Consider the following 24,899-nt stretch of genomic DNA (forward strand, 5'->3'; position numbering starts at 1 on the left):
TTAAGCTTTTTTGATGATTATTTCATCATCTTTTGCATCAATGATAATGCTATCATTTTCATGAAGTTCATCAGCAAGTATCATATCGCTTAATTTATCTTCTATAAGATCATAAATAGCTCTTCTTAAAGGTCTAGCACCAAAATCAGGGTCAAAACCATCTTTAGCGATTAAAAGAGCTGCATTTTCGCTTAAACTCGCTTTTATCCCCTTGTTTTCTAAGCTCATTTGTAAATCTTTAAATAAAAGCTTAACTATTTCATAAGCTTCATCTTTTCCAAGTGGATTAAAGGTGATAATATCATCTAAGCGGTTTAAAAACTCAGGTTTAAAGAAAATTTTTAACTCATTTTTTACCGCATCTTCTTGTTCTTTTCCACTTAAATTCATAATAGCACTTGAGGCGATATTAGAAGTTAAAATGATAATGGTATTTTTAAAATCCACTGTTACACCTTTGCTATCGGTTGCTCTACCATCATCTAAAATCCCTAAAAGCACATTAAATACATCTTTATGTGCTTTTTCAACTTCATCAAACAAAAGCACGCTATAAGGTTTTCTTCGTACAGCTTCAGTAAGCTCTCCACCTTCTTCATGTCCTATGTATCCTGGAGGCGCACCTAAGAGTCTTGAAACACTATGTTTTTCCATAAATTCACTCATATCAAAGCGAATCATTGCTTTTTCATCATCAAATAAAAATTTCGCCAAAGCTTTAGCTGATTGTGTTTTTCCTACCCCTGTTGGCCCTAAAAACAAAAAGCTTCCTATAGGTTTATTGTCCGCATTAAGTCCTGCTTTGTTACGTTTAATGGCTCTAGCTAAAGCACTTAAGGCCTTATCTTGTCCTATGACACTTTCTTTTAAATGTTTTTCCACTTCTAAGAATTTTTGTTTTTCAGAGGTTAGCATTTTTTGCACGCTAATACCTGTCCATTTGCTTAAAATTCCAGCAACCAAATCCTCATCTACTTGATTTTTAAGTAAAACTCCATTTTCGCTCATTTTTTTCCATTTATCTTCTAAAATTTCTACTTCTTTTTCAAGACTTGGAATTTTTCCATACTCTAACTCAGCTGCTTTTTGAAATTCACCTCTAGCTTTAGCTAAAGAAGCTTCATTTTTAAGCAAATCAATTTCTTTTTTCTTAGTGCTTATATCATCAAAAACACTTTTTTCATTTTCAAACTGTGAATTTAGGGCATTTTGTTTTTCTTTTAAATTAGCTAGTTCTTTTGCGATTTCATCGAGTCTTTTTTGATTTTTCTCATCATTTTCCATTTTTAAAGCTTCATTTTCAACTTCTAAAGTTTCTATATCTTTGCGTACTTTTCTTAAAGAACTTGGTTCACTTTCAATTTGCATTTTCAGTTCAGCTGCAGCTTCATCGATTAAATCAATAGCCTTATCAGGTAAAAAACGATCTGCTATATAACGCTTTGAAAGTTTAGCCGCGGCTACTAAAGCACTATCATTTATGGTTACATTATGATGAATTTCAAGCTTTTCTTTTATACCCCTTAACATGGCCAAAGCCTCATTAACACTTGGTTCGCCCACATTTACAGGTTGAAAACGGCGCTGCAAGGCCGCATCTTTTTCAAAATATTTACGATATTCTTTTAAAGTGGTTGCGCCTATGGTATGGAGTTCACCTCTTGCAAGAGCGGGTTTTAAAATATTTGCCGCATCCATGCTACCTTCACTCGCTCCAGCCCCTACTATAGTGTGAATTTCATCGATAAAAAGAATGATATTTTCACTTTTTATCACTTCATTAACCACAGCTTTTAATCTGTCTTCAAATTCTCCTCTGTATTTTGCACCTGCAATTAAAGCACTCATATCAAGAGCGATGACTTTTTTATTTTGTAAAGATTTTGGAACATCTTTTTTGATAATTCTTTGTGCTAAAGCTTCTACTATAGCTGTTTTTCCTACGCCTGGTTCACCTAAAAGTATAGGGTTGTTTTTGGTTTTGCGTATTAAAATTTGCATCAAACGTTCGATTTCTTCTTCTCTGCCTATAACAGGATCAAGTTTACCCTCGCTTGCTTTTAAGGTTAAATCTATACCAAATTTATTTAAACTATCTAAGGTTTCATCGCTTGTTTTGCTATCGATTTTGCGTCCCGCTCTTAGACTTTCAAGCTCTTTTTGAAATTCTCTTAAATCTAAAAATTGCGCCAAAATTTCTTTAATAGGACTTTTTTGACTTTCACTTATAAGCCAAGTATCCACACTTAAATAACTATCTCCATTAGCACTCATCAATCCTTTAGCATTTTCTAATGAATTTATAAGTTCATTGGAAAAGCGTATATTTTCACGGCTTACATTTGAACTCGTTGCAAGTTTTGAAATTCTGCTTTTAATTTCAAGCTCTAAGGCTTCTTTAGAAATATTTAATTTATTTAAAATTTGATTTAAAATACTTGTACTATCTACGCTTAAAGCCCATAAAAGGTGCAAAGATACGACTTCGGTATTTTTAGAATGTATAGCTAAAGATGCTGCACTTTCAAGGTTTGAAAGCATATTATCAGTTAAAAAATCTTGTATATTTGCCATGTTTTATCCTTTATTTAGTTTATATACTTGACATTATATAACTTTAGTCATATAATGTCAAGTTAATTGAGTAAAATTTTTTAAATAATAGGACAAATAACTAATTTTAGATTATTTCATAAACATATCTATAGCCTTGTTTAATTCTTCTATGCTTTGAATATCATTTTCTTCTATAGCATGTACCATACAATGAGCTAAATGTTCTTTTAAAACTACTTTTGCAGTATTGTTAACTTCGGCTTTTACGGCAGCAAGCTGGATTAAAATTTCACTACAGTCTTTGTCATTTTCAACCATTCTTTTAATAGCACTTAAATGCCCTATGGTTCTACTTAGACGATTGCAAACTGCTTTAAGATGTTTTTGAGAATGTGTATGAATATGTTTTTCTTGGCACATTGTATTAACTTTCTTTTTGGAATTTTTAGTCTATTTTAACATATTTTTAAGAATTTAAATTTATTTACGAAGTTTTAAGTAATTTTTATTAAAATTTACTCTTTAAACTAAAACTCAATAATGGAGCTTATTTTGAAAACAAAACGATTTTTTGCAGGTCTTGCAGGCTTTGCCACTACTTTTATTTTATGTCTATTTTTAACAAGTCATTTACAAGCTAAAGTTGATCAAAAAGAAGAGCAGGTTCAAAAACGCCTAGAAGCTTTAGATAAGCTTACAAAAACTCTTGCCATAGTAGAGCAATATTATGTGGATGATCAAAATATCAGCGATTTGGTGGATAAATCTTTATCAGGGCTTTTAAGCAATCTTGATGCGCATTCTTCTTTTTTAAATGAAAAAGATTTTAATGATATGAAAATTCAAACCAATGGTGAATTTGGTGGCCTTGGTATAACCGTAGGTATGAAAGATGGCGCTTTAACAGTTGTTTCTCCTATAGAAGGAACACCAGCAGATAAAGCAGGGATAAAATCAGGAGATATTATTTTAAAAATTAATGATGAGGCCACTTTAGGAATTAATCTCAATGATGCTGTAGATAAAATGCGTGGTAAGCCAAAAACTCAAATCACTTTAACCATTTTTAGAAAAGGTGCAACAAAACCTTTTGATGTTACACTTACAAGAGAAATTATTAAGATAGAAAGTGTTTATGCAAAAATGATAGAAAATGAAAACATTCTTTATCTTAGAGTTACAAATTTTGATAAAAATGTTGTAGATGTGGCAAGTAAAGAACTTAAAAAATATCCTAATGTTAAAGGGGTTATTTTAGATCTTAGAAATAATCCTGGTGGACTTTTAAATCAAGCTATAGGACTTGTAAATTTATTTGTAGATAAAGGTGTTATTGTTTCTCAAAAAGGACGCATTGCAAGTGAAAATCAAGAATATAAAGCCGATCCTAAAAACAAAATTTCTAATGCTTCTTTGGTTGTGCTTGTAAATGGTGGAAGTGCTAGTGCAAGTGAAATTGTAAGTGGAGCTTTACAAGATCTTAAACGCGGTGTTATTGTGGGTGAAAATACTTTTGGAAAAGGTAGTGTTCAACAAATCATACCTATTAATAAAACTGAAGCTTTAAGGCTTACTATTGCAAGATATTATCTTCCAAGCGGGCGTACTATTCAAGCAGTGGGTGTAAAACCTGATATTGAAGTTTTTCCAGGTAAAGTAAATACTCAAGAAGATGGTTTTTCTATAAAAGAAAGCGACTTAAAACAACATTTAGAAAGTGAGCTTGAAAAAATAGATAAAAATAAAAAAGAAGATAAACAAGAAAATAAAGACAATAAAAATCTAATCAGTCAAAAACAAATCAATGATGACGCACAGTTAAAATCAGCTATTGATACTATTAAAATTTTAAATATCAAACAAGGACAATAAAGTGACAAAAAAAGAAATGCTCTACGAAGGAAAAGGTAAAAAACTTTTCAAAACCGATGATGAAAATTTACTAATTAGTGAGTTTAAAGATGATTTAACTGCTTTTAATGCAGAAAAAAGAGGCAATGAAAGTGGAAAAGGCGCATTAAACTGTAAAATCAGTACTGAAATTTTTCATTTGCTTGAAAAAAATGGGATTAAAACCCATTTGGTAGAAACTATAAGCGATACAGAACAAGTGGTTAAAAAATGTAAAATTGTTCCTATTGAAGTTATAGTACGCAATGTTGCAACAGGTTCTCTTACAAAAAGACTGGGCATTAAAGATGGCACTGTACTACCTTTTGCTTTGGTGGAATTTTGTCTTAAAGATGATGCCTTAGGCGATCCTTTTATCAATGATGAGCATTGTTTGATTTTAAATTTAGTGCAAAATGAAGCTCAAATTAGTGAAATTAAAAATATAGCTAGAAAGATTAACTCTATTTTAACTCCATTTTTTGACAATAAGAATTTAAGGCTGATTGACTTTAAAATCGAACTGGGTTTAACTAAAGATAATGAACTTGTTTTAGCTGATGAAATAAGTCCTGATAGTTGTAGATTTTGGGATAAATTTAATAATGAAAAATTAGACAAAGATAGATTTCGTCAAGATCTAGGTAATGTAAAAATGGCTTATGAAGAAGTTTTAAAAAGAATATTAAATTAAGGAAAAATATGGAAGTTATTGTAAATATTTCTTTAAAAAATGGGGTTTTAGATCCACAGGGCAAAGCGGTGGAAAAAGCTTTGCATTCTTTAAATTTTAATAGCGTAAAAGAAGTAAAAATAGCAAAACAAATCAAAATTTCTCTTGATGAGAAAGATGAAAAATTAGCCAAAGAACAAGTCAAAAAAATGTGTGAAGAGTTGTTGGTAAATAGCGTCATTGAAGATTATGAGCTTATAATTGAGAAAGAGTAAAATGAAAGTTGCTATTATTAGATTTCCAGGGACAAATTGTGAATTTGATACAGCTTATGCCTTTGAAAAACTTGGAGTAAAAACGCAGATTGTTTGGCATGAAGAAAAAGAATTTGATACAGATTTAGTTGTTTTGCCAGGCGGATTTTCTTATGGAGATTATCTAAGATGTGCAGCTATTGCAAAACTTGCTCCTGTTATGCAAGGTGTTTTTAATCATGCAAAAAAGGGAGGATATATCTTAGGTATTTGTAATGGTTTTCAAATTTTACTTGAAAGCGGTCTTTTAAAAGGTGCAATGAAGCATAACAACAATCTTAGTTTTATCTCAAAAAACCAAAATTTAAGAGTAGTTTCTAATGATAATGCCTTTTTGAAAAATTTCAAAAAAGATGAAATTATTAATTTACCAATTGCCCATGGAGAGGGAAATTATTACGCTGATGAGGCTACTTTAAAAGAATTGCAAGATAAAGATCTTATTACTCTAAAATACGAGTCAAATCCAAATGGTTCTGTATTTGATATCGCAGGAATTTGTGATGAAAACAAAAAAATCTTTGGACTCATGCCACATCCTGAGCGTGCTTGTGAAAAAGTTCTAGGTAATGATCTAGGTTTGAAAATGCTTAAAGGCTTTTTATTTTGAAAATTTTATTAACTTTAATTTTTAGTGTTGTTGTATTGTTTGGCAGAGGTGAAATTTCTGTATTTAGCGGCCAAGATGAAAATATGCAAAAAGAATTACAAAAATTACCCCAAGAAGAACAAAAAATTTATCAAAATATTCCGCCAAGCGATGAAAATAATGACTTTGAAAGCAATGTAGATGATCCTTTTATAGCTAAAGGGAGTTTGGTTCTTACAAATGATGAATATCCAAGTAGGGTATATGTTGGAGAAGTTTTTCCTATTACGATCTATGCTCGCACTACGGAAAATACAAAATTTGATTTTAACATAAGCGTAGAAAAAACTAATTTATCTTTTTTAAATCCAGATGCAAAATGGGAATTTATCAATGACGAATATAAAACAACTTTATGGTTTGAAGCTAAAAATTCAAATGCTAGTTTGAGTAAAATTTCTATCAAACTTCTTAGAAATAATGAAGCTTTTCAAGAGGCTGATATCAATCTTAATCCTATCAAATTTGAAAATATTTTATCCAATAAAGATTTTTCACACCTTGTGGCAAGTTCTTTGGAAATTAAAAAAGTTAAAGCGAGTTATTTTGATGATGCTAATATCATTATGATGGTAGAACTAAACGCAACCAATACAAATCTTAAAAGCTTTTTTATAGAAGGAATTCAAAAGCAAGGCATTGAAAATTTAAAAGGGGATTTTAATGCTTCTAATGCTTTTTATTATGCTATTTTGCCATTAAGTAAAACAAATTTTGAATTTTCGTATTTCAATAAGGACAGTAAAAAGCTTGAAAATATAAATTTAAAACTAAAAATTAGTGACGATGAGATCAGTACTCAGAGTGATTTAAATCCTATAAATAAAGACTTAAATATTTATAAACAATATACCTTATGGTTTTTAGCGGTTTTATTTGGAGCTTTATTTGTATGGAGAAAAAATTACATTATTTTGGCTTTGGCAGTTGTTTGTTTTGCACTTAGTTTTCTTGTAGATACCAATACTCAAAATGCGATTATCAAGGCTGGTTCTAGGGCTAAAATTTTACCTACAGAGCCTTCAACTTATTTTTATACGGCAAATGTAGATGAAAAAGTAGAAGTTTTAGGCAAAAGACAAAATTATATTAAAGTACTGTTTTCTGATGGAAAAATAGGTTGGATTAATAAAGATGATTTACAAAAAAATTAAAGCTCTTTATTTTTGGATTTTTTTTGTTTTAAGCGTTGCTTTAGTGGTTTTTTGTTTTTGCTTTACAAAATCTCAAAACACACTTTGGAAAATCCGCAAAATTTGGGCTAAATTTCAAAGATACACCATCTCTTATAAACAAGAAATCATTGGCACTTTTAATCCGCAAGCTCAGATGATTTTAATGAATCATCAAAGTGCTTTAGATATTATCGCTTTAGAAGAATTATATCCTAAAAATTTATGCTGGATTGCCAAAAAAGAATTAGGAGAAATTCCTATTTTCAAAGTTGCTATGAAAAAACCAAAACTTCTTTGTATAGATAGAAAAAATCCGCGTGATTTAGTGCGAGTTTTAAAAGAAGCAAAAGAAAGAATTAGTGAAGATAGGGTTTTGGCTATTTTTCCAGAAGGAACTAGATCTAAAAATGAAAAAATGTTTAAATTTCAAAGTGGAGCAAAAATTTTAAGTGAAAAATTAAATCTTAAAGTTCAGCCTATTTTAATTGTGGATTCTGCAAAAATTTTAGACACAAAAAGTTTTAGTGCAAGCAGTGGAGTACTTAAAATCATTTGTATGGATTTAGTCGATACAAATGATGAAAAATGGCTTGAAAACACCAGAAAAAAAATGCAAGAATTGCTCGAGCAAGAAAGAGCTAAGCTTTGCTAAATACCCTTTTAGTTGTTGGTTTTGGGGGATTTATAGGAGCAATATTAAGAATGCTTTCTATAAATTTAGTGAATAAATTTTTTCCTTATTCTATCAACCTTGGAACTCTTTTTGTTAATGTTTTGGGTTCTTTTATCATAGGACTTTTGTTTTCTTATGTGCAAAATAAAGGTTTATCTCCTTTACTTAAAAGCTTTATAAGTACAGGTTTTTTAGGAGCTTTTACAACTTTTTCTACTTTTTCTTATCAAAATTTACTTCTTTTGCAAAGTGGAAATTATCTTCATTTTGCGTTAAATATTATCTTAAATGTCTTTCTTTGCTTATTTGCTACATGGCTTGGTTTTATAATTTTCAAATAAATCTTTAAATTTACTTTAGAATTTGTATTTTTTGCTAAAATACCACTTTAAAAAATTACAAAGGAGATTAAAATGCAATTTCAAACCGAAGTAAATCAGCTTTTACAGCTTATGATACACTCTTTATATTCTAATAAAGAAATTTTTTTAAGAGAACTTATTTCAAACGCAAGCGACGCTTTAGATAAGCTTAATTTTTTGAGCGTAAGTGATGATAAATATAAAAGCTTAAAATTCGAACCTAAAATTGAAATCAAAATTGATAAAGATAAAAAAACTTTAAGTATTAGTGATAATGGTATAGGTATGGATAAAGATGATCTTATCAACAACCTTGGAACCATAGCAAAAAGCGGTACTAAAAGCTTTTTAGAAAATTTAAGTGGTGATGCTAAAAAAGATTCTCAACTCATAGGACAATTTGGAGTAGGTTTTTATTCTGCTTTTATGGTGGCTAGTAAAATCGAAGTTTTAAGCAAAAAAGCTTTAGATGATAAAGCTTATCTTTGGAGTTCTGATGCAAATGGCTATGAGATTAATGACGCAAACAAAGAAGAACAAGGTACAAGCATTACTTTATACTTAAAAGATGATGAGTTTGCTAATACTTATAAAATCGAAAGCATTATAGAAAAATATTCTAATCATATTCAATTTCCAATTTTCATGGAAAAAGAAGAATTTACTCCTGCTAAAGAAGGCGAAGAAGAAGGGAAAACTGAACTTAAAATTTCTCAAATCAATAAAGCCAATGCTTTATGGAGAATGCAAAAATCAAGCCTTAAAGCAGAAGATTATGAAAGATTTTATGAGCAAAATTTTCATGATTCAAACAAACCTTTACTTTATCTTCACACTAAAAGCGAAGGAAAATTAGAATACAATTCTTTATTTTTTATACCACAAAATGCACCTTTTGATTTATTCCGTGTGGATTATCAAAGTGGCTTAAAACTTTATGTAAAACGCGTATTTATCAGCGATGACGATAAAGAACTTTTACCAACTTATTTGCGTTTTGTGCGTGGGATTATCGATGTAGAAGATTTGCCGCTTAATGTAAGCCGTGAAATTTTGCAAGAAAATCAAATTTTAAAAGGTGTTAAAGAAGCTAGCGTTAAAAAGATTTTAGGTGAACTTGAAAAACTAAAAAACAATGATAAAGAAAAATACTTATCTTTCTTTAAAACCTTTGGTAAAGTATTAAAAGAAGGACTTTATGGTTTTGGCGGAGAAAAAGATAGTCTTTTAAAACTCATGCTTTATAAAAGCACTAAAGGTGAAAATTTACGCTCTTTAGAGGAGTATAAAAATGACCTTCAAGGCGAACAAAAGGAAATTTTTTATATAGCAGGAAATAATGAAAGTTTATTAAGAACCTCTCCTTTGCTTGAAGAGTATAAACAAAAAAATATAGAAGTTTTACTCATGGACGATGAGATTGATTCTTTAGTAACTCCTATGCTAGAATTTGAAGATTTGAAATTTGTAGCCATCAATCAAGTAGAAGATAAAAATGAACTAAGTGATGAGGAAAAAAATACTTTTGCTCCACTTGTAGCTAAATTTAAAGAACTTCTAAAAGATCAAGTTGAAGATGTAAGACTAACCAGTCGTTTAAAAGATAGCCCAAGTTGTATAGTTTATGATAAAAATAAACCTGATTTTGCTATGCAGCAACTCTTAAAACAAATGGGTCAAGAGCAAAATTTCAAACCTATTTTAGAAATCAATCCAAAACACGCTATTTTTACAGGTCTTAAAAACAACGAAACCTTTAGCGCAGATATAGCAACCCTAGTTTTAAATATGGCAAAACTAAGCGAAGGTATGGGCGTGGATAATCCTGCTGAATTTAATGCAAGCCTTACAAAAATCATCAACAAGGCTTTTTCATGATAGAGAATATCCCTGCAAGTCTTTGGACAAAGCAAGATTTAAACGCATATCAAATTTTTGATGTGCGCACTCCTTTAGAATGGGAAGAAGGTATTTTACCTAATGCGCAATGTGTGGCTTTATATGATAATAAAGGGCTTTTAAATGCTAAATTTTTAGATGAATTTCAAAGTAAAAGAGATGAAAATAAAAAACTTGCTTTTATTTGTCGTAGTGGTCATAGAAGCATGGTTGCAGCTGAATTTATAGCCGAAAAATTGGGACTTGAAAGCATTAATTTAGATGGCGGCATGCTAGCCCTTAAGGGTTATTAATGCTAGGAATTTATTTACTCATAGCAGCTTTGTCTTTTTTAGCTCTTTATTTTGCTGTTAAAAAGCTTACTTTAAATATAGATGAGCGAACTCTTTTAGAGCCTATTAAAATGGATATTTATCCGAAATTTTGTGATTTAATCGATGAAAAAATCAGAGAATTTAAAGAAAATATCCAAAATACTAATTTAGCATTAAAAATTTCTGATCAAAAAGATGAATTTTTAGAAAAACTTGGGGATTTAAGCAGGGAGCTGACTTTCATACAAACCATGAATTTGAGTAATAAAAGCGATAGTATCTGGCAAAATGAACTTTTTTCTTTTTTAAAAGAATTAGAAAATTTATTACTTGAGTATCTAGAAAAAGGGGAAGAAGAAGCTGAAAATTTGAGGGAATTTCTGATGAATGAATTTGAAAAATTAAAAGGTTAGGTATTGCAAGAGGAAAGAAATTCTTTAAAATATTTTAAATTTATTTCATGGAGCATTTTTACTTTAGTTCTGATTTTTATTTTAATTCGTTATGATGAGCTTGCCAATCTTTTAGCAGGAGTGGCAATACTTCTTATTGGAATGACTAATTTAGGTATAGGTTTTAAAGCTTTTAGTGGTGGTTTGCTTGAAAAAATTTTAGCAAAGTCAACTGATACAAAGATAAAAAGTATACTTTTTGGTACTTTAAGTACTTTAATTATGCAATCTTCAACTTTAGTTTCTATTATTACGATTTCTTTTTTGAGTGCAGGGCTTATTTCTTTAGGTGCGGGCATAGGGATTATTTTTGGAGCAAATTTAGGAAATACGGCAAGTTCTTGGCTGATTGTTGGTTTGACAAATATTAAAATTTCAATGTTAGCTATCCCACTTTTGATTATTGGAGTATTATTTTTCTTTCAAAAAGATAGTGTATTAAAGGGTTTGGGTAATATTTTTATTGGTATAGGATTTTTCTTTTTGGGTGTGGATTATATTAAAAGTGGTTTTGAAAATTTTAAACATATAATTGATCTTTCTCGCTTTGATTTTGCTGGTTTTAAAGGAGTTTTTGTTTTTTTAGGATTAGGTGCTTTGCTTACAGGAGTTATACAATCAAGCACAGCTACAATGGCTATTATTGTTGCTGCTTTACTTGCTGGACAAATCAGTTTGGAAAATTCCTTAGCAGCAACTTTAGGTACTAGTGTTGGAGGGGTTGTAACGGCTGTTTTAGCTTCTTTAAGTACCAATATTGAAGGAAAGAAATTAGCGTTTGCAAATTGTATTTTTAATTTTGGTATAGCTTTTTTAATAGTGCTTATTTTTCCTTATTTTATACATTTTCTTAATTTTTTATCCATTATATTAAACATAGAAGATATAGCTTTGAAAGTAGCATTATTTCACACTTTGTTTAATTTAATTGGTGTTGTGCTTTTTTCATTCTTTACTCCTCAAATTGTTCTTTTTTTAAATAAGATAGTAAAAGCTCCTAAAGATAAGAATAAAGACAAACCTTTATATCTTGATAGTAGTTTGGTTAAGTTTAGCGACACAGCCATCGAAGCTTTAAGGAAAGAAAGCGAGCATCTTTATAACAATACCTATGCAATTGTTGCTCATGCTATAGGTTTTAGTCGTAAAGATATACAAAGTGATAAAAGTTTTAAAGAAATTTTAGAAAATAAAAGGTGGTTTAGTAAAAATGTGGATTTGGACTATTTGTATCAAACTAGGATAAAGGTTCTTTTTGAAGCTATTATTGATTTTTCAACTAAAGCACAAGTTTATATTAACGATGAAACAAAGAATCATAAAATTTTTACCTTTAAGATGGCAGCTAAAAATTTAGTCGAAACAACTAAAAATTTAAAAATTATCCAAGCAAATATTAAGAAATATTCTAGTTCTTCTAATGAATTTTTGGCTTTAGAGTATAATAAAATTAGATCGAATTTAGGAGAGCTTTTAAGAAGTATCGAAGAGCTTAGAGTGGTTGAAGATCGTGAAAAGCTTTATTTGATTATTAAAAATCTTCAAAAAGGAAAAGAAATTTTAAAAGAAATCGATACTTTAACCTTGAGCAATGTTGAACATCTTATTTCAGTAAGAAAAATCACAACAGCTGAAGGAATTTCAATACTTAATGATACAACTTTTGCTGCTAAGATTGCTGAAGAACTTATAGGTGCTGTTGAGGTGATATTTTCTAAAGATATATCAAACTAGTTGTTTGTGTTAGTTTGGTTATTGTCTTGTATAGGCGTTAGAAATTCTTCATTGATTAAAATATCAACAACATCTTTAAACATAGGCAAAGCACTTTGTGCAGCATAATAACTATAAGGTTTAGTAGGATGTCTTACGAGAACTCCTATGGTATAGGCGTGATTTAAATCATTTGCAAAACCAAAAAAGGATGCATTGTAGCGATTTGAGGTGTAACCTTGTCTTTCGGCTATTCTTGCCGTTCCTGTTTTACCTCCTGCAATAATACCTTGTGTAATTGCCTTTTTTCCTGTTCCTTTTTCTATAACATTTATAAGAACATTTTGCATCGTTTTAGTGGCTTCGCTAGAAAGAATTTTTTCTTTTTTTACATCATTATCAAGATTTGTAAAGCGTCCATTTTGATAGAATTTTTCAGCTAAACGCGGTGTGATATAAAACCCATCATTGTTGAAAACATTATAAGCTGCAAGGAGTTGTATAAAGGTTGTTTTAAGTCCATAACCATAACTTAAAACAGATTTTTCTATATCTCTTAAGCGCTTAGGATTTGGAATTTCTCCTTTTTGTTCATAGGGTAGGTCAATACCACTTTTTTCGCCAAATTTAAATATTTTAAGTCCTGATACGATTTCTATATTGTTAAGTCTTTTAGCAATTTGTATCATGCCTATATTTGAAGAATATCTTATAACTTCCTCCATAGTCATTTTGTCCATTTTGTGATCGTCTTTGATGGTGAAACGTCCTAGCTTATAAGAACCGCCATAAGTATTAATTACTTCATCCATTTTTATTTTACCAAGTCTTAAGGCTGTTGTAAAGATAAAAGGTTTTATAACAGAACCTGCTTCATAGCCGTATTCTATAGCACTTGCATTAAGAACTGATAGATCTTTTCCACGATTTTGCGGGTCATAGCGCCTTGAGCTTGCTAAAGCTAAAATTCTTCCTGTTTTGCTTTCCATTACCCCAACGATGATTTCATTGGCTTTTAAATCCTCATTTCTTTGATCTATGGCTTTTTCTATGCTTTTTTGTAGTTTCAAAGAAAGATTTAAATATAAATCACAACCATTGATCTTTTTTTGTTGTAGTGAATTTAGATTTAAAATAATATTTCCACCTATATCTTTAAGTCCTTGAATTTTTTCATTTTGAACAGGACTTAGACATTCATCGTAGTATTTTTCTAAACCTTTAACTCCTATATTTTTTAAAATTCCACTTTCTGGATCTAATATCATTTTAGTATAACCGATAATAGGAGTAAAAGAATCTTTTGACATGTAAATTCTATCTTCTTCATGTTCGATGATATTTAATCCTCTTGTTTCAACTCTTCCAGAATTATTTGTAAAAGCTTTGAAAAAGCCTTGTATATAAAGTTTTTTAGCAAGGTCTTTAAGGTAGCTTGCTTGCTTGGAATCTAAGTTTTGTAAAAGAACAAAATTATAAGAACGTTTTTTTTGATTTTGCATTCTTTTTTTAATATCTGCTATTTGATCGTTACTTATCCCACTATAAATTTGAAAAAGCTTTAAAAATAGATCAAATTTATCTTTATTGATACTTCTAAGATCAATTTCAGCACGATAAATTTGTTTAGAACTTGTGATAGTAAAATTATCTTTAGTTATAATCGATCCTCTTAGAGCAAGAGCGTATTGATCTTTTTCAGTGTTAGGTATATGACGTTTTGATGTAAGAAAAAAAGTAGAGCTGATAAAAATAATCATAAACAAAAGTGCCATGCAGTAGGCAAAGGCAACTTTTGAAACCCTATTTTTTTTATATTCTTGCATTAGGGTTTAAATTTGAGTTCTTGTGATTTCTTTATAAGCACTGATCGCTTTATTTCTTACTTCTAGCATAAATTTCATACTGCTTTCAGCTTTAGTGATAGCTATAGCTGCTTGATGCAGATCTTTTACTTGTCCTGTGGCAATGTCTGTCATTGCAGCTTCTCCACTTTCTTGTGCTTTATTTAAATCATCGATTTCATTTTTAAGCATCTTGGCAAATTCATCACCAATTCCTGTGGAATTTTGACTTTTGTTGGTATTTGAAATATTATTATTTAATCTTAAATCATTAATATTGTTCATTTTTTATTATCCTCTTAATAAATCAATCGCACTTTGAGCTATAGTTTTTGCACTTGTAAAAGCACTTACATTCGCTTGATAAGCTCTTGTAGCTTCAATCAAATCTGCCATTTCAATAACAGGATTTACATTTGGATACGCTACATAACCTTCAGCATTTGCATCAGGATGGCTCGGATCATACTTCATGCGAAAATCTTTGTCATCTCTGACCACTTTATCCACTACAACACTTTGAATAGCAGGTTTAGCTTCTTCTGGCGAACTTGGATCATTTAAAGGATTTTCATATTTTAAAAAATTATTATCTTTGTTAATTTGCTCATTTAAAAGCTTATCAAAATCTGTTGCTTTAAAGATCACTTCGCGTCTTCTATAAGGCCCACCCTCAGCTGTTCTTGTAGTGTTTGCATTAGCTATATTAGAGCTAATAACATTCATTCTAAAACGTTGAGCACTTAAACCATAACCACTAATATCAAAATCACTTAAGTATGCCATAATTTACCTTTAACTTAATTTAGAGCTTGCATCAAGTATAGAACTAAAGATATTGCTTTGTCTTCTTAAAACTCCATCAAGAGCTGTTATCATAACTGTATTTTTGCTCATTTCTGTGGTTTCTACATCTAGATCAACAGTATTTGCATCATTTCTTGCTAAATGTCCGTCTCTTAAGTAAATAGTAGATTTACTAGGATCTGGAAATTTCCAAGGTTTTTGATGTCCTTCTTCGGTTATGGCTAATTGCAATTCTTTATTATCATTTTTTTTAAAAATTTCATTTGCACGATTTACCAAAGCTGTTTCAAATTCAATATCTCTTGCTTTATAAAAAGGAGTATCAACATTTGCAAGATTGGCATTGATGAGTTGATTTCTTAGATTTCTACCCGCTAAAGCACCAGTGACTAGTTCTTTTGACTTAAATGGGTTAATCATTTTTTATCCTTTTTATAATTTTTAATATTAACAAGCAAATACTGTTCCAATTTAACTATTTTGCATAAAAATATCAAAATTATTTTCCTTTTTGTAAATTTATGGCTTTATTGTGATCATCTATATTTGTGTTAAAAATATGAACTCCAGTATTTTTATCACGCACAAAATATAAATAATCTGTCTTTAAAGGAAAAATAGCTGCACGAATAGCAGCTAAAGAAACATTACAAACCGCTTCTTTAGGCAATCCTGTAAATTTATAGGTATTATAAGAGCTATTATCTTGTCTTATTCTTTGTGGGGTAACTTTTACATGGGAGTAAATTCCATAATTTAAAGTTCCATCCATTTGAAGCTTCATACCTTTTTTAAGTCGATTATAAATTACGCTTGCAACTATAGGCATTTCATTTTCATTGGCAGCTTCTTTTTGTATTACAGAAGCGATGATGATATATTGGTGCCATTTTTTTGGATTATAATCCCCAAAAATTTTCTCAGAAGTTTTTTTATTGGAAATTTCAGCATGGTTTAAAAGCATTTGAATGAGTAGATTTTCTGTAATGCCTTTTGGGATTTTATAAGTTTCTGGTAAAAAAACTCCTTCATCATAAGGAGCTTGAGCTTGAAATTCTTTTAAAAGCATATCTTTATCAAGTCCAAGTTGTTTGGCTGCTTGTTCTAAAAAGATTACGCTTGTTTCTCCTGGGATAAGAGTAATGGTTTGAAGCGCTGCTTTAGCAATAGTGAGTTTATGTAGAAATTCAGCCCTATTTAAATCTTTTGTACCTATGTTGATCCAGCCTGATTGAGGGTGTCCTAAAAAAAATAAAATATATTTATCAATACTACTCATCTGATATTTATTTTGCTTTAAATATGTTATAATTTGAGAAATTGAACCTTGGGGAATAAATACCACAGAATTGCTTTTTAAAGGCTGAGTTAGATAATAAAAAATCCCCAAAATAAATATCAAAAAGAAGTTGCGTATGAAAAAGAAAATTTTATATATTGTTGTATTTTTTGTTGTGCTTATATTAGCTTTGTTTATAGTGCTTAAAAATGGGATTGTCATCTCTAGTATCCAATTTGATTTTTTAAAATTAGAACAATTATATATTAAATTAGATAAAAAATTAATTGTACGAGCAAAAAATATCACTATAAATGAGACTCAAAATTCCGAAATTTCATCACAAACTCACTCTTCTGATAATGCTTCAACAGAGATTTTAAAAATAACAAAAAATTTAAAATATCTATATACTTTTGTTGAAGAGATTGATATACAAAATTTAAATATAAAAGATAATCATGTGCGTATTTTATTTAAAGATAATGAATTTTTTATAGATAATGATTTATTGTTTTTAAAATTAACATTACAGCGTCAAAATAAAGAACTTATAGCTGGTATTAAAAAACTTTTATTAAAAGATTATGATTTAAATATTGATGGAAATTTAAGTATCAATACTAAGAGCGAGTTTTATTATTTTCAAGGTAGAGCAAGTGGAGAATTGCTTGACTTTAACGCAAGCATCTCTTACAAAGATAAAAATTTAGCTTATAAAATAGAAGATTTAAATATTAGAAATATTACGGAAATTTTTAAAAGAGTTAATAAAAGAATAGAACTTCCACAGAGTTTAAATCTTTGGATGGCATATAGGGCTAAGGGAGAATTTTATCATTTAGATTATTTGCAGGGCTTTATAGATTTTACTAAAAATAATTATTATTTAGACAATATTAGCGCATCAGGTTATGTTAATAATGTCAAAGTTCGCTTGGATGATAAAATGAATGCTATTGAAATTCCAAAACTCGATTTAAATTTAAACAAACAAAAGCTTGATTTTGTCTTTAATAAAGCTTTCTATAATGGTGCTGATTTAAGTTCTAGTAAGGTTTATCTATATGATTTATTTGATGAAAAAAAAGCTGGGATTTATTTGCGCATTAAGTCTAATAATCTAAAATTTGATGAAAAACTTGCTAAAGCTTTGGAAGATTATCATTTTTCATTACCTTTTTATCAAAAAAGCGGAAAAATTAAAAGTGATTTAGAGCTTAAAATTGATTTTCATGATAAGGGTGAAATTTCTTATAGTGGTATTTTAGCTTTAGAGAATGCTAGTATTTCTTTGGCTGATTTTAATATTACAAAAGCATTTGTAATATTAAATCAAAATAATTTAAATATAGAAAATGCTAGTGTTGAAAATGGCTTTTTAAAAGCTGATTTTAATGCTAAATTTGACTTGCAAAAACAGCAAGGAAATTTCAATACTCAGATTTCAAGGCTTTATTTTGACAATGGGGAGCTTTTAGATTTAAAAAATCAAAATGTAGAAGTAAAATTAGATTATTCGCAAAATGTTAACATTAGCATTCCTCAGTGGAATTTGATTTTAAATTTTAAAGATGGACTTGAGGCTATTCTTAGTAATCCTAAGATTTTATTTTCATTTTCTCCATTGCTTAAAAAGTTTGGGTTTATCGATGCTAAAAATGTTTATTATAAAACTTTAAATTTTGAAGATTTTAATGCAAGCGTTAATGATGCTTATTTTAAAAATAATTTACTTATTAACGGTCAAACTCCTTATGAAAATGATAGCTTTGATATTGTAAAAAATAAGGGCATTATGGAAATTCATACTCAAAGTGATACAGCAAGTGCTAAAATAAGTTCTGATAATAAAGAAATTCATTTGAAAAATTTAAGTTATATTTATAGAAAAGGTTCCAACTCTTCAAATTCAACATTTGATATTTCTACTAATACCCAAAATATTAGTTTTGGTGGAGCAAATGTAGCTTTAATTTTGTCAGATTCTAATAAAACTTTGGCTTTTGATAGGGTAGAGGCTGATTTAAAAGGCGATGCTTTGGATCTTAAAGGTTCTAGAGGAAATGCAAAATTTGAACTTTATTATTCTTCTAATGATTTAAATTTAAACGTTAGCAATATTGATGATAATTATTTAAATGAGTTTTTACAAAAACAAGCTGTTCAAGATGGAGTGTTTAACTTAAGTATAAAAGGAAGTGGATTGGAGTATTTTGATGGACAGATTGATTTTAAAAACACTTATGTGAAGGATTTAAAAGGTGTAAATCAGCTTATTTCCTTTATCGATACTGTACCAAGTTTATTGATGTTTAAATCTCCAACTTTTAATCAAAAAGGTTTAAGCTTGCATGATGGAAAGATTATTTTTAATAGAAAAAAAGATCTTTTAAGTGTTTCAGCTATTAATTTAAATGGCGATAGTGTAGATATATATGGTTTAGGATCAGCAAATTTAAGATTAAATACAGTGGATTTTAGTTTAGAGCTTAAAACTTTAAAATCAGCTTCAGAAGCTATATCCAAGGTTCCAATTTTAAATTATGTAATTTTAGGTAAAAATCAAGAAATTAGCACAAACTTAAAAATAGATGGAAGTATAGATGATCCTAAATTTCATACCGAAATTTTAACAGATACTCTAAAAACCCCTTTTAATCTTATTAAAAATATCATACAACTTCCTGCTAATTTACTTAATTAAAAATATTTAAAGTTTGTTTGAAAACTAAAACAAACTTTAAACTTACTCTTGCATTTTTTTTTATTTGTAATATACTTAAAAATGAAAATAAAAATAAGTATTTTAAAGGACTAAAAATGCAAATTACTTATACCTTAACAGATGAGTCTCCAGCTCTTGCGACTTATTCGTTTTTGCCTATAGTGAAAGCTTTTTTAAGTAGGGCACATATAGGAGTAAAAACCTCGGATATTTCTTTATCTGGAAGGATTTTAGCTACTTTTAGTGAGTATTTAAAAGAGGAACAAAGATGTGAAGATGCTTTAGAGCTTTTAGGCGAGCTTGTCAAAAGATCGGATGCAAATCTTATTAAAACCCCAAATATTTCAGCTTCTATTCCTCAGCTTAAGGCGGCAATTAAAGAATTGCAAGATAAGGGTTACATGTTACCAAATTACCCAGATGAGCCAAAAAATGATGAAGAATTGCAAATTAAAACAAAATATCAAAAAGTTTTAGGTTCAGCGGTTAATCCTGTATTAAGACAAGGAAATTCAGATCGTCGTTCAACAAAAGCGGTAAAAGACTATGCAAAAAACAATCCTTATCGTGTGGTTGAGTTTAATCCAAACTCAAAAACTCGTGTTTCTTACATGAAAGAAGGGGATTTTTTCTCTAATGAAAAAGCGGTTTTAATCGATCAAGATTGTGTGGCTAATATAGAATTTACAAGCGTTGATGGTAAAAATGAAATTTTAAAAGAGGGCTTAAAACTTGAAAAAAATGAAATTTTAGACGCTACTTTTATGGATGTGCAAAAACTTCAGGAATTTTATGCAAAAGAAATTAAAGCAAGCAAAGATGATGATGTGCTTTTTTCTTTGCATTTAAAAGCTACAATGATGAAAGTAAGTGATCCTATACTTTTTGGCTATGCGGTAAAAGTATTTTTTAAAGAATTATTTATCGAATTTCAAGATGAATTTGAAAAATTAGGTATTAATCCAAATAATGGTTTAAGTGAGCTTTTAAGTAAGATCGAAAATTCAAGCAAAAAAGATGAAATTTTACAAAAATACAATGAAATTTTAGCTAAATCTGCAGATATTTCTATGGTAAATTCAGATAAAGGTATTACAAATCTTCATGTTCCAAGCGATGTTATTGTTGATGCTTCTATGCCTGCAATGCTTAAAAATGGCGCAAGATTGTGGGATAAGGAAGGTAAGGAAAAGGACACAAATGCCGTAATTCCTGATCAAACTTACGCAACTATTTATGAAGCAGTTGTTGAAGATTTGCATAAAAATGGTACTTTAAATCCTTCAAAACTTGGCAGTGTATCTAATGTAGGTTTAATGGCTAAAAAGGCCCAAGAATATGGCTCGCACGATAAAACCTTTGTGGCTAAAGAAGAAGGAGCTTTTAAAATAGTTTCTAACGGTAAAGTTTTATTAGAACATAAGGTTAGAAAAGGTGATATTTATAGAGTCAATCAGGCTAAATTTGATGCGGTGTTAAATTGGATTGATTTAGGTATAGAAAGATCAGAACTTAGTGGAGCCGAAGCTATTTTTTGGTTAGATAGCAAAAGAGCTAGTAATAAAATCATGATAACTTTGGTACAAAATCGTTTAAAAGAAAAGGGTAAAGATATAGCCATTTTAGCTCCAAAAGAAGCTTGTTTAAGAAGTTTAGAGTTAATCCGAGAAGGTAAAGATGTTATTTCTATCACGGGTAATGTTTTAAGGGATTATTTAACCGATCTTTTTCCTATTTTAGAGCTTGGAACAAGTGCAAAAATGCTTTCTGTTGTGCCTATGTTAAATGGTGGAGCTATGTTTGAAACAGGAGCAGGGGGTTCAGCGCCTAAACAAGTAGAACAATTAGTCGAAGAAAATCATCTGCGTTGGGATAGTTTGGGTGAATTTTTGGCTTTGCAAGCAAGTTTGGAATTTTATGCAAATAAATGTAGCAATCATAAAGCTAAGGTTTTGGCAGAATGTCTTGATGAGGCTATAGGCGAATGGCTTGAAAATAATAAAGCTCCATCAAGAAAAGTTAAAGAAGATGATAATAGAACAAGTCATTTTTATTTAGCAATGTATTTTGCAAATCATTTAGCAAGACAAGCAAGTGATATGGAGCTTCAAAGCTTTTTTAAAGATATTGCCCTAGAGCTTTCTTCTAATGAAGAAAAAATCAGAGCCGAATTTAATGATGCACAAGGTGTGAAAGTGGATTTGGGTGGATATTATAAATTTGATGATGAAAAAGCAAATAAAATCATGCGTCCAAGTGCAACTTTTAACGCTATTTTAGAAAAAATAGGACAAAGATGAAAATTACTGTTATAGGGGCTGGTAATGTAGGCTCAAGCGTAGCTTATGCTTTGATTTTAAGAGAGATAGCAAATGAAATTGTTTTAGTAGATATCAATGAGGATTTACTTTATGCAAAAGAACTAGAGCTTACTCAAAGCATAGCTGCTTTAAATTTAAATATAGATTTACTTTGCACTAAAGATTATACTCATACTAAAAATTCAGATATAGTGCTTTTTAGCGCAGGTTTTGCTAGAAAAGATGGGCAAAGTAGAGAAGAATTGCTTCAGTTAAATACAAGCATTATGCTTGATTGTGCTAAAAAAATTAAAGATTTTACAGAAGATCCGCTTTTTATTATTTTAACTAATCCTGTGGATTTTCTACTTAATACTCTTTATGAAAGCGGAATTTTTTCATCAAAGAAAATTATAGCCATGGCAGGAGTTTTAGACAATGCAAGATTTAAGTACGAGCTTGCCAAAAAACTTAAGGTCAAGATGTCAAGCGTGGATACAAGACTTATTGGTTTTCATAATGATGATATGGTTTTGGTAAAATCTTACGCAAGTGTTAAAAATAAAAATATAAGCGAATTTTTAAATGAAGAAGAATTTGATGATTTGGAAAATGAAGTTAAAACAGGTGGAGCTAAAGTAATTAAACATCTTAAAACTTCAGCTTATTTAGCCCCTGCTAGTGCTTGCATAAGAATGCTTGAGTCCATAAGAAGTGGCGAGTTTTTACCTATGAGTGTGATTTTACATGGAGAATTTGGAGTGCAAAACAAAGCCTTGGGAGTTATGGCAAGATTAGGACTTGAAGGTGTGATTGAAATCATGAGATTAGATCTTAGTTTGCAAGAAAAAGACAAATTAGAAAAATCTTTAATCAAATATCAATATAAAGGAGAATAAATGAACATACATGAGTATCAAGCAAAAGCAATTTTTGCAGACAATGGCATCCCTACCTTAAAGGGAAAAGTTGCATTTAGCGTAGATGAAGCTGTGGCTAATGCTAAAGAATTAGGCGGTAGTGTTTGGGCAGTTAAAGCTCAAATTCACGCAGGAGGCCGTGGTCTTGGTGGTGGTGTTAAAATCGCTAAGAATTTAGATGAGGTAAAAGATTACGCAAGTAAAATTTTAGGAATGAATTTAGTAACTCATCAAACAGGACCTGAAGGTAAGCTTGTACAAAAACTTTATATAGAAAGTGGCGCTAATATAGTAAAAGAGTATTATTTGGCTATTTTATTTAATAGAATGGCAGAGCAAATTACCATTATCGCTTCAAGTGAAGGAGGGATGGATATAGAAAAAGTAGCCAAAGAAAGCCCTGAAAAAATTGCAAAAGTAGGTATTGATCCACAAATTGGATTTAAAATGTTTCATGGACTTGAAGTAGCGAGAGTTTTAGGACTTGATAAAGATGAAGGCAAAAAACTCATTTCTATGATAGCTAAACTTTATAAGCTTTACATGGATAAAGATATGAATATGCTTGAAATCAATCCTTTAATTAAAACTACAGAAGGAGATTTTTATGCTCTTGATGCAAAATGCAGTTTTGATGATAGTGCACTTTATCGTCATCCTGAAATTGCTGAACTTAGAGATATTACCGAAGAAAATCCTGCTGAAAGAGAAGCGGCTGAATTTGGCTTAAGCTATGTGAAATTAGATGGAGATGTAGCTTGTATGGTAAATGGCGCGGGTCTAGCAATGGCAACTATGGATATTATTAATTATAGTGGTGCAAAACCTGCAAATTTCTTAGATGTAGGTGGGGGAGCTTCTCCTGAAACTGTTGCAAAGGCTTTTGAAATTATTTTAAGAGATAAAAATGTAAAAGTTATATTTATTAATATCTTTGGTGGCATTGTTCGTTGTGATAGGATAGCAAATGGAATTTTAGAAGCTACTAAGAATGTTGAGGTAAATATTCCAATTGTAGTGCGTCTTGATGGCACTAACGCAGCAGAAGCAAAGACAATTTTAGATAATTCAAATCTTAAAAATATCAAAGCAGCAACCAATCTTAAAAACGGTGCAGAGCTTGTAAAAAGTTTAGTAGGATAAGGATAGAAAATGAGTATATTGGTTAATAAAAATACAAAAGTAATAGTTCAAGGTTTTACGGGTAAAGAAGCAACTTTTCACGCTGAGCAATGCATGGCTTATGGTACAAATATAGTTGGAGGTGTCACCCCTCATAAAGGCGGACAAACTCATTTAGGTAAACCAGTTTTTGATACCGTTGCAGATGCGGTTAAAGCAACAAAGGCTGACGTGAGCTTGATCTTTGTACCTGCTTTTGCTGTGGGTGATAGCGTGATTGAAGCAGCCGATGCGGGTATTAAGCTTGCAGTTGTAATCACAGAGCATACACCTGTAAAGGATATGATGTTTGCTAAGCAATATGCTAATAAAAAGGGTATGAAAATCATTGGACCAAATTGTCCAGGTATTATCACTTCTGAAGAATGCAAATTAGGAATTATGCCAGGTTTTATTTTTAAAAAAGGTTGCGTGGGGCTTATTTCAAAAAGTGGAACTTTAACTTATGAAGCTGCTAATCAGGTAGTTCAAGGTGGTTATGGAATTTCTACTGCAGTAGGAATTGGCGGTGATCCTATCATAGGTCTTGCTTATAAAGAACTTTTAAGTGAATTCCAAAAAGATGATGAAACTAAAGCTATTGTAATGATAGGTGAAATTGGTGGTAGTTTGGAAGTGGAAGCGGCTAAATTTATTAAAGAAAATATTAGCAAACCTGTGGTAGCATTCATTGCAGGTGCAACTGCTCCAAAAGGTAAAAGAATGGGGCATGCAGGTGCCATAGTAGGAAGTGCTGATGAAAGTGCTGTGGCTAAAAAAGAAGCTTTGAAAAGTTACGGAATTCATGTGGTGGATTCTCCGGCTTTAATTGGTGAAGAAATTCAAAAAATATTAGGTTGATAAAGGAAAAACATGAGTATGACAGCTCCAAAAGATACCCCTGTTTGGGTAGATGAGCATAGATGCAAAGCATGCAATATTTGTGTTAGCTATTGCCCCGCTGGGGTTTTAGCTATGCGCGATGATGTGCATGCGGTTTTAGGACAAATGATAGAGGTGGTACACCCTGAATCCTGTATAGGCTGTACCGAGTGTGAGACACATTGCCCTGATTTTGCTATTATGGTGGCAAAAAGAGATGAATTTAAATTTGCTAAACTTACTGCTGAGTCTAAAGATAGAGCTGTAGCCGTAAAAAATAACAAATACAAAAAATTAACATAGGAAAA

23 protein-coding genes and 1 pseudogene are annotated in these 24,899 nt (G+C 30.3%); 17 read left to right on the plus strand and 7 right to left on the minus strand.

All coding sequences use genetic code 11. The features are described 5' to 3' along the window. The gene (locus ELQ11_RS04690) at positions 1-2,574 is read right to left on the minus strand and encodes an AAA family ATPase (protein WP_052949762.1); all 2,574 of its coding nucleotides are present in this window, start codon (positions 2,572-2,574) and stop codon (positions 1-3) included. Between the two features lie 111 nt (positions 2,575-2,685). Beyond that, positions 2,686-2,976, minus strand: coding sequence for a metal-sensing transcriptional repressor (locus ELQ11_RS04695; protein ID WP_126230270.1), 291 nt, complete (start codon positions 2,974-2,976; stop codon positions 2,686-2,688). Between the two features lie 117 nt (positions 2,977-3,093). Between ELQ11_RS04695 and ELQ11_RS04700 the strand changes: the two genes are divergently transcribed. From ELQ11_RS04700 to ELQ11_RS04750, 11 genes and pseudogenes are all read left to right on the plus strand, one after another. After that, positions 3,094-4,428: a S41 family peptidase gene (locus ELQ11_RS04700; protein ID WP_002856815.1), complete on the plus strand. Its 1,335-nt coding sequence runs from the start codon at positions 3,094-3,096 to the stop codon at positions 4,426-4,428. A 1-nt stretch (position 4,429) separates the two neighbouring features. Next, positions 4,430-5,140, plus strand: coding sequence for a phosphoribosylaminoimidazolesuccinocarboxamide synthase (purC, locus tag ELQ11_RS04705; protein ID WP_002861244.1), 711 nt, complete (start codon positions 4,430-4,432; stop codon positions 5,138-5,140). Positions 5,141-5,148: 8 nt separating this feature from the next. After that, a complete protein-coding gene (gene purS / locus ELQ11_RS04710) occupies positions 5,149-5,394 on the plus strand; it encodes a phosphoribosylformylglycinamidine synthase subunit PurS (RefSeq protein WP_002858611.1) in 246 nt (81 codons plus the stop codon). A gap of 1 nt (position 5,395) precedes the next feature. Continuing rightward, positions 5,396-6,068 (plus strand): annotated as a pseudogene (purQ, locus tag ELQ11_RS04715) (phosphoribosylformylglycinamidine synthase I). Further along, positions 6,040-7,236, plus strand: coding sequence for an SH3 domain-containing protein (locus tag ELQ11_RS04720; protein ID WP_126264428.1), 1,197 nt, complete (start codon positions 6,040-6,042; stop codon positions 7,234-7,236). Before purQ ends, ELQ11_RS04720 begins: the two are co-directional and overlap by 29 nt. Next, positions 7,217-7,909 carry a lysophospholipid acyltransferase family protein gene (locus ELQ11_RS04725; RefSeq protein WP_126264427.1) on the plus strand — a complete coding sequence of 231 codons (693 nt, stop codon included), beginning with the start codon at positions 7,217-7,219 and terminating at the stop codon, positions 7,907-7,909. Before ELQ11_RS04720 ends, ELQ11_RS04725 begins: the two co-directional genes overlap by 20 nt. Further along, positions 7,903-8,271, plus strand: a complete 369-nt coding sequence (gene crcB / locus ELQ11_RS04730) for a fluoride efflux transporter CrcB (RefSeq protein WP_052857932.1) — start codon at positions 7,903-7,905, stop codon at positions 8,269-8,271. The genes ELQ11_RS04725 and crcB overlap by 7 nt, the downstream gene beginning before the upstream one ends. A 72-nt stretch (positions 8,272-8,343) precedes the next feature. Further along, complete coding sequence (gene htpG, locus ELQ11_RS04735) at positions 8,344-10,170, plus strand: molecular chaperone HtpG (protein WP_134225173.1); 1,827 nt, start codon at positions 8,344-8,346, stop codon at positions 10,168-10,170. Continuing rightward, positions 10,167-10,484 (plus strand): rhodanese-like domain-containing protein, encoded by a 318-nt coding sequence (locus ELQ11_RS04740; RefSeq protein WP_002861250.1) that lies wholly within the window; start codon positions 10,167-10,169, stop codon positions 10,482-10,484. The genes htpG and ELQ11_RS04740 overlap by 4 nt, the downstream gene beginning before the upstream one ends. Then, positions 10,484-10,918, plus strand: a complete 435-nt coding sequence (locus tag ELQ11_RS04745) for a hypothetical protein (protein ID WP_070243453.1) — start codon at positions 10,484-10,486, stop codon at positions 10,916-10,918. The genes ELQ11_RS04740 and ELQ11_RS04745 overlap by 1 nt, the downstream gene beginning before the upstream one ends. 3 nt (positions 10,919-10,921) lie before the next feature. Beyond that, a complete protein-coding gene (locus ELQ11_RS04750; protein ID WP_052857920.1) occupies positions 10,922-12,691 on the plus strand; it encodes a Na/Pi cotransporter family protein in 1,770 nt (589 codons plus the stop codon). Here the strand turns inward: ELQ11_RS04750 and ELQ11_RS04755 are convergent. The 5 genes from ELQ11_RS04755 to mltG form a co-directional block, all read right to left on the minus strand. Further along, a complete protein-coding gene (locus ELQ11_RS04755) occupies positions 12,688-14,496 on the minus strand; it encodes a penicillin-binding protein 2 (RefSeq protein WP_002870954.1) in 1,809 nt (602 codons plus the stop codon). The genes ELQ11_RS04750 and ELQ11_RS04755 overlap by 4 nt on opposite strands. A gap of 6 nt (positions 14,497-14,502) precedes the next feature. Beyond that, positions 14,503-14,799 carry a flagellar hook-basal body complex protein FliE gene (gene fliE / locus ELQ11_RS04760; RefSeq protein ID WP_002856884.1) on the minus strand — a complete coding sequence of 99 codons (297 nt, stop codon included), beginning with the start codon at positions 14,797-14,799 and terminating at the stop codon, positions 14,503-14,505. A 6-nt stretch (positions 14,800-14,805) separates the two neighbouring features. Further along, positions 14,806-15,300: a flagellar basal body rod protein FlgC gene (flgC, locus tag ELQ11_RS04765; protein WP_002855235.1), complete on the minus strand. Its 495-nt coding sequence runs from the start codon at positions 15,298-15,300 to the stop codon at positions 14,806-14,808. A 9-nt stretch (positions 15,301-15,309) separates the two neighbouring features. Next, the gene (flgB, locus tag ELQ11_RS04770) at positions 15,310-15,741 is read right to left on the minus strand and encodes a flagellar basal body rod protein FlgB (protein ID WP_002861254.1); all 432 of its coding nucleotides are present in this window, start codon (positions 15,739-15,741) and stop codon (positions 15,310-15,312) included. Between the two features lie 79 nt (positions 15,742-15,820). After that, positions 15,821-16,822, minus strand: coding sequence for an endolytic transglycosylase MltG (gene mltG / locus ELQ11_RS04775; protein WP_032603289.1), 1,002 nt, complete (start codon positions 16,820-16,822; stop codon positions 15,821-15,823). Between mltG and ELQ11_RS04780 the strand changes: the two genes are divergently transcribed. From ELQ11_RS04780 to ELQ11_RS04805, 6 genes are all read left to right on the plus strand, one after another. Then, positions 16,737-19,307: a DUF3971 domain-containing protein gene (locus ELQ11_RS04780; RefSeq protein ID WP_126264423.1), complete on the plus strand. Its 2,571-nt coding sequence runs from the start codon at positions 16,737-16,739 to the stop codon at positions 19,305-19,307. The two genes, mltG and ELQ11_RS04780, sit on opposite strands and share 86 nt — an antisense overlap. A 116-nt stretch (positions 19,308-19,423) precedes the next feature. Further along, the gene (locus ELQ11_RS04785; protein WP_126264422.1) at positions 19,424-21,628 is read left to right on the plus strand and encodes an NADP-dependent isocitrate dehydrogenase; all 2,205 of its coding nucleotides are present in this window, start codon (positions 19,424-19,426) and stop codon (positions 21,626-21,628) included. Then, positions 21,625-22,527 (plus strand): malate dehydrogenase, encoded by a 903-nt coding sequence (locus tag ELQ11_RS04790; RefSeq protein ID WP_002861258.1) that lies wholly within the window; start codon positions 21,625-21,627, stop codon positions 22,525-22,527. Before ELQ11_RS04785 ends, ELQ11_RS04790 begins: the two co-directional genes overlap by 4 nt. Beyond that, positions 22,528-23,691: an ADP-forming succinate--CoA ligase subunit beta gene (gene sucC, locus ELQ11_RS04795; protein ID WP_002872644.1), complete on the plus strand. Its 1,164-nt coding sequence runs from the start codon at positions 22,528-22,530 to the stop codon at positions 23,689-23,691. A gap of 9 nt (positions 23,692-23,700) precedes the next feature. Continuing rightward, complete coding sequence (gene sucD, locus ELQ11_RS04800; protein WP_002861259.1) at positions 23,701-24,570, plus strand: succinate--CoA ligase subunit alpha; 870 nt, start codon at positions 23,701-23,703, stop codon at positions 24,568-24,570. A gap of 12 nt (positions 24,571-24,582) precedes the next feature. Then, positions 24,583-24,894, plus strand: coding sequence for a 4Fe-4S binding protein (locus ELQ11_RS04805; protein ID WP_070240562.1), 312 nt, complete (start codon positions 24,583-24,585; stop codon positions 24,892-24,894). Positions 24,895-24,899: the final 5 nt, after the last annotated feature.

Origin of the sequence: Campylobacter sp. US50a, from assembly GCF_004379015.1 — a bacterium.
GTDB classification, from domain to species: Bacteria; Campylobacterota; Campylobacteria; order Campylobacterales; family Campylobacteraceae; genus Campylobacter_D; species Campylobacter_D jejuni.

Bases quoted from the DNA above. Each gene is read 5' to 3' on its own strand.
- sucC (WP_002872644.1), top strand. From the start codon at position 22,528: ATGAACATACATGAGTATCAAGCAAAAGCAATTTTTGCAGACAATGGC.
- ELQ11_RS04740 (WP_002861250.1), top strand. From the start codon at position 10,167: ATGATAGAGAATATCCCTGCAAGTCTTTGGACAAAGCAAGATTTAAAC.
- ELQ11_RS04785 (WP_126264422.1), top strand. From the start codon at position 19,424: ATGCAAATTACTTATACCTTAACAGATGAGTCTCCAGCTCTTGCGACT.
- ELQ11_RS04745 (WP_070243453.1), top strand. From the start codon at position 10,484: ATGCTAGGAATTTATTTACTCATAGCAGCTTTGTCTTTTTTAGCTCTT.
- ELQ11_RS04725 (WP_126264427.1), top strand. From the start codon at position 7,217: ATGATTTACAAAAAAATTAAAGCTCTTTATTTTTGGATTTTTTTTGTT.
- htpG (WP_134225173.1), top strand. From the start codon at position 8,344: ATGCAATTTCAAACCGAAGTAAATCAGCTTTTACAGCTTATGATACAC.
- flgB (WP_002861254.1), bottom strand. From the start codon at position 15,741: ATGATTAACCCATTTAAGTCAAAAGAACTAGTCACTGGTGCTTTAGCG.
- ELQ11_RS04695 (WP_126230270.1), bottom strand. From the start codon at position 2,976: ATGTGCCAAGAAAAACATATTCATACACATTCTCAAAAACATCTTAAA.
- ELQ11_RS04790 (WP_002861258.1), top strand. From the start codon at position 21,625: ATGAAAATTACTGTTATAGGGGCTGGTAATGTAGGCTCAAGCGTAGCT.
- ELQ11_RS04780 (WP_126264423.1), top strand. From the start codon at position 16,737: ATGAAAAAGAAAATTTTATATATTGTTGTATTTTTTGTTGTGCTTATA.
- ELQ11_RS04805 (WP_070240562.1), top strand. From the start codon at position 24,583: ATGAGTATGACAGCTCCAAAAGATACCCCTGTTTGGGTAGATGAGCAT.
- sucD (WP_002861259.1), top strand. From the start codon at position 23,701: ATGAGTATATTGGTTAATAAAAATACAAAAGTAATAGTTCAAGGTTTT.
- mltG (WP_032603289.1), bottom strand. From the start codon at position 16,822: ATGACAATCCCATTTTTAAGCACTATAAACAAAGCTAATATAAGCACA.
- purS (WP_002858611.1), top strand. From the start codon at position 5,149: ATGGAAGTTATTGTAAATATTTCTTTAAAAAATGGGGTTTTAGATCCA.
- fliE (WP_002856884.1), bottom strand. From the start codon at position 14,799: ATGAACAATATTAATGATTTAAGATTAAATAATAATATTTCAAATACC.
- ELQ11_RS04690 (WP_052949762.1), bottom strand. From the start codon at position 2,574: ATGGCAAATATACAAGATTTTTTAACTGATAATATGCTTTCAAACCTT.
- ELQ11_RS04755 (WP_002870954.1), bottom strand. From the start codon at position 14,496: ATGCAAGAATATAAAAAAAATAGGGTTTCAAAAGTTGCCTTTGCCTAC.
- flgC (WP_002855235.1), bottom strand. From the start codon at position 15,300: ATGGCATACTTAAGTGATTTTGATATTAGTGGTTATGGTTTAAGTGCT.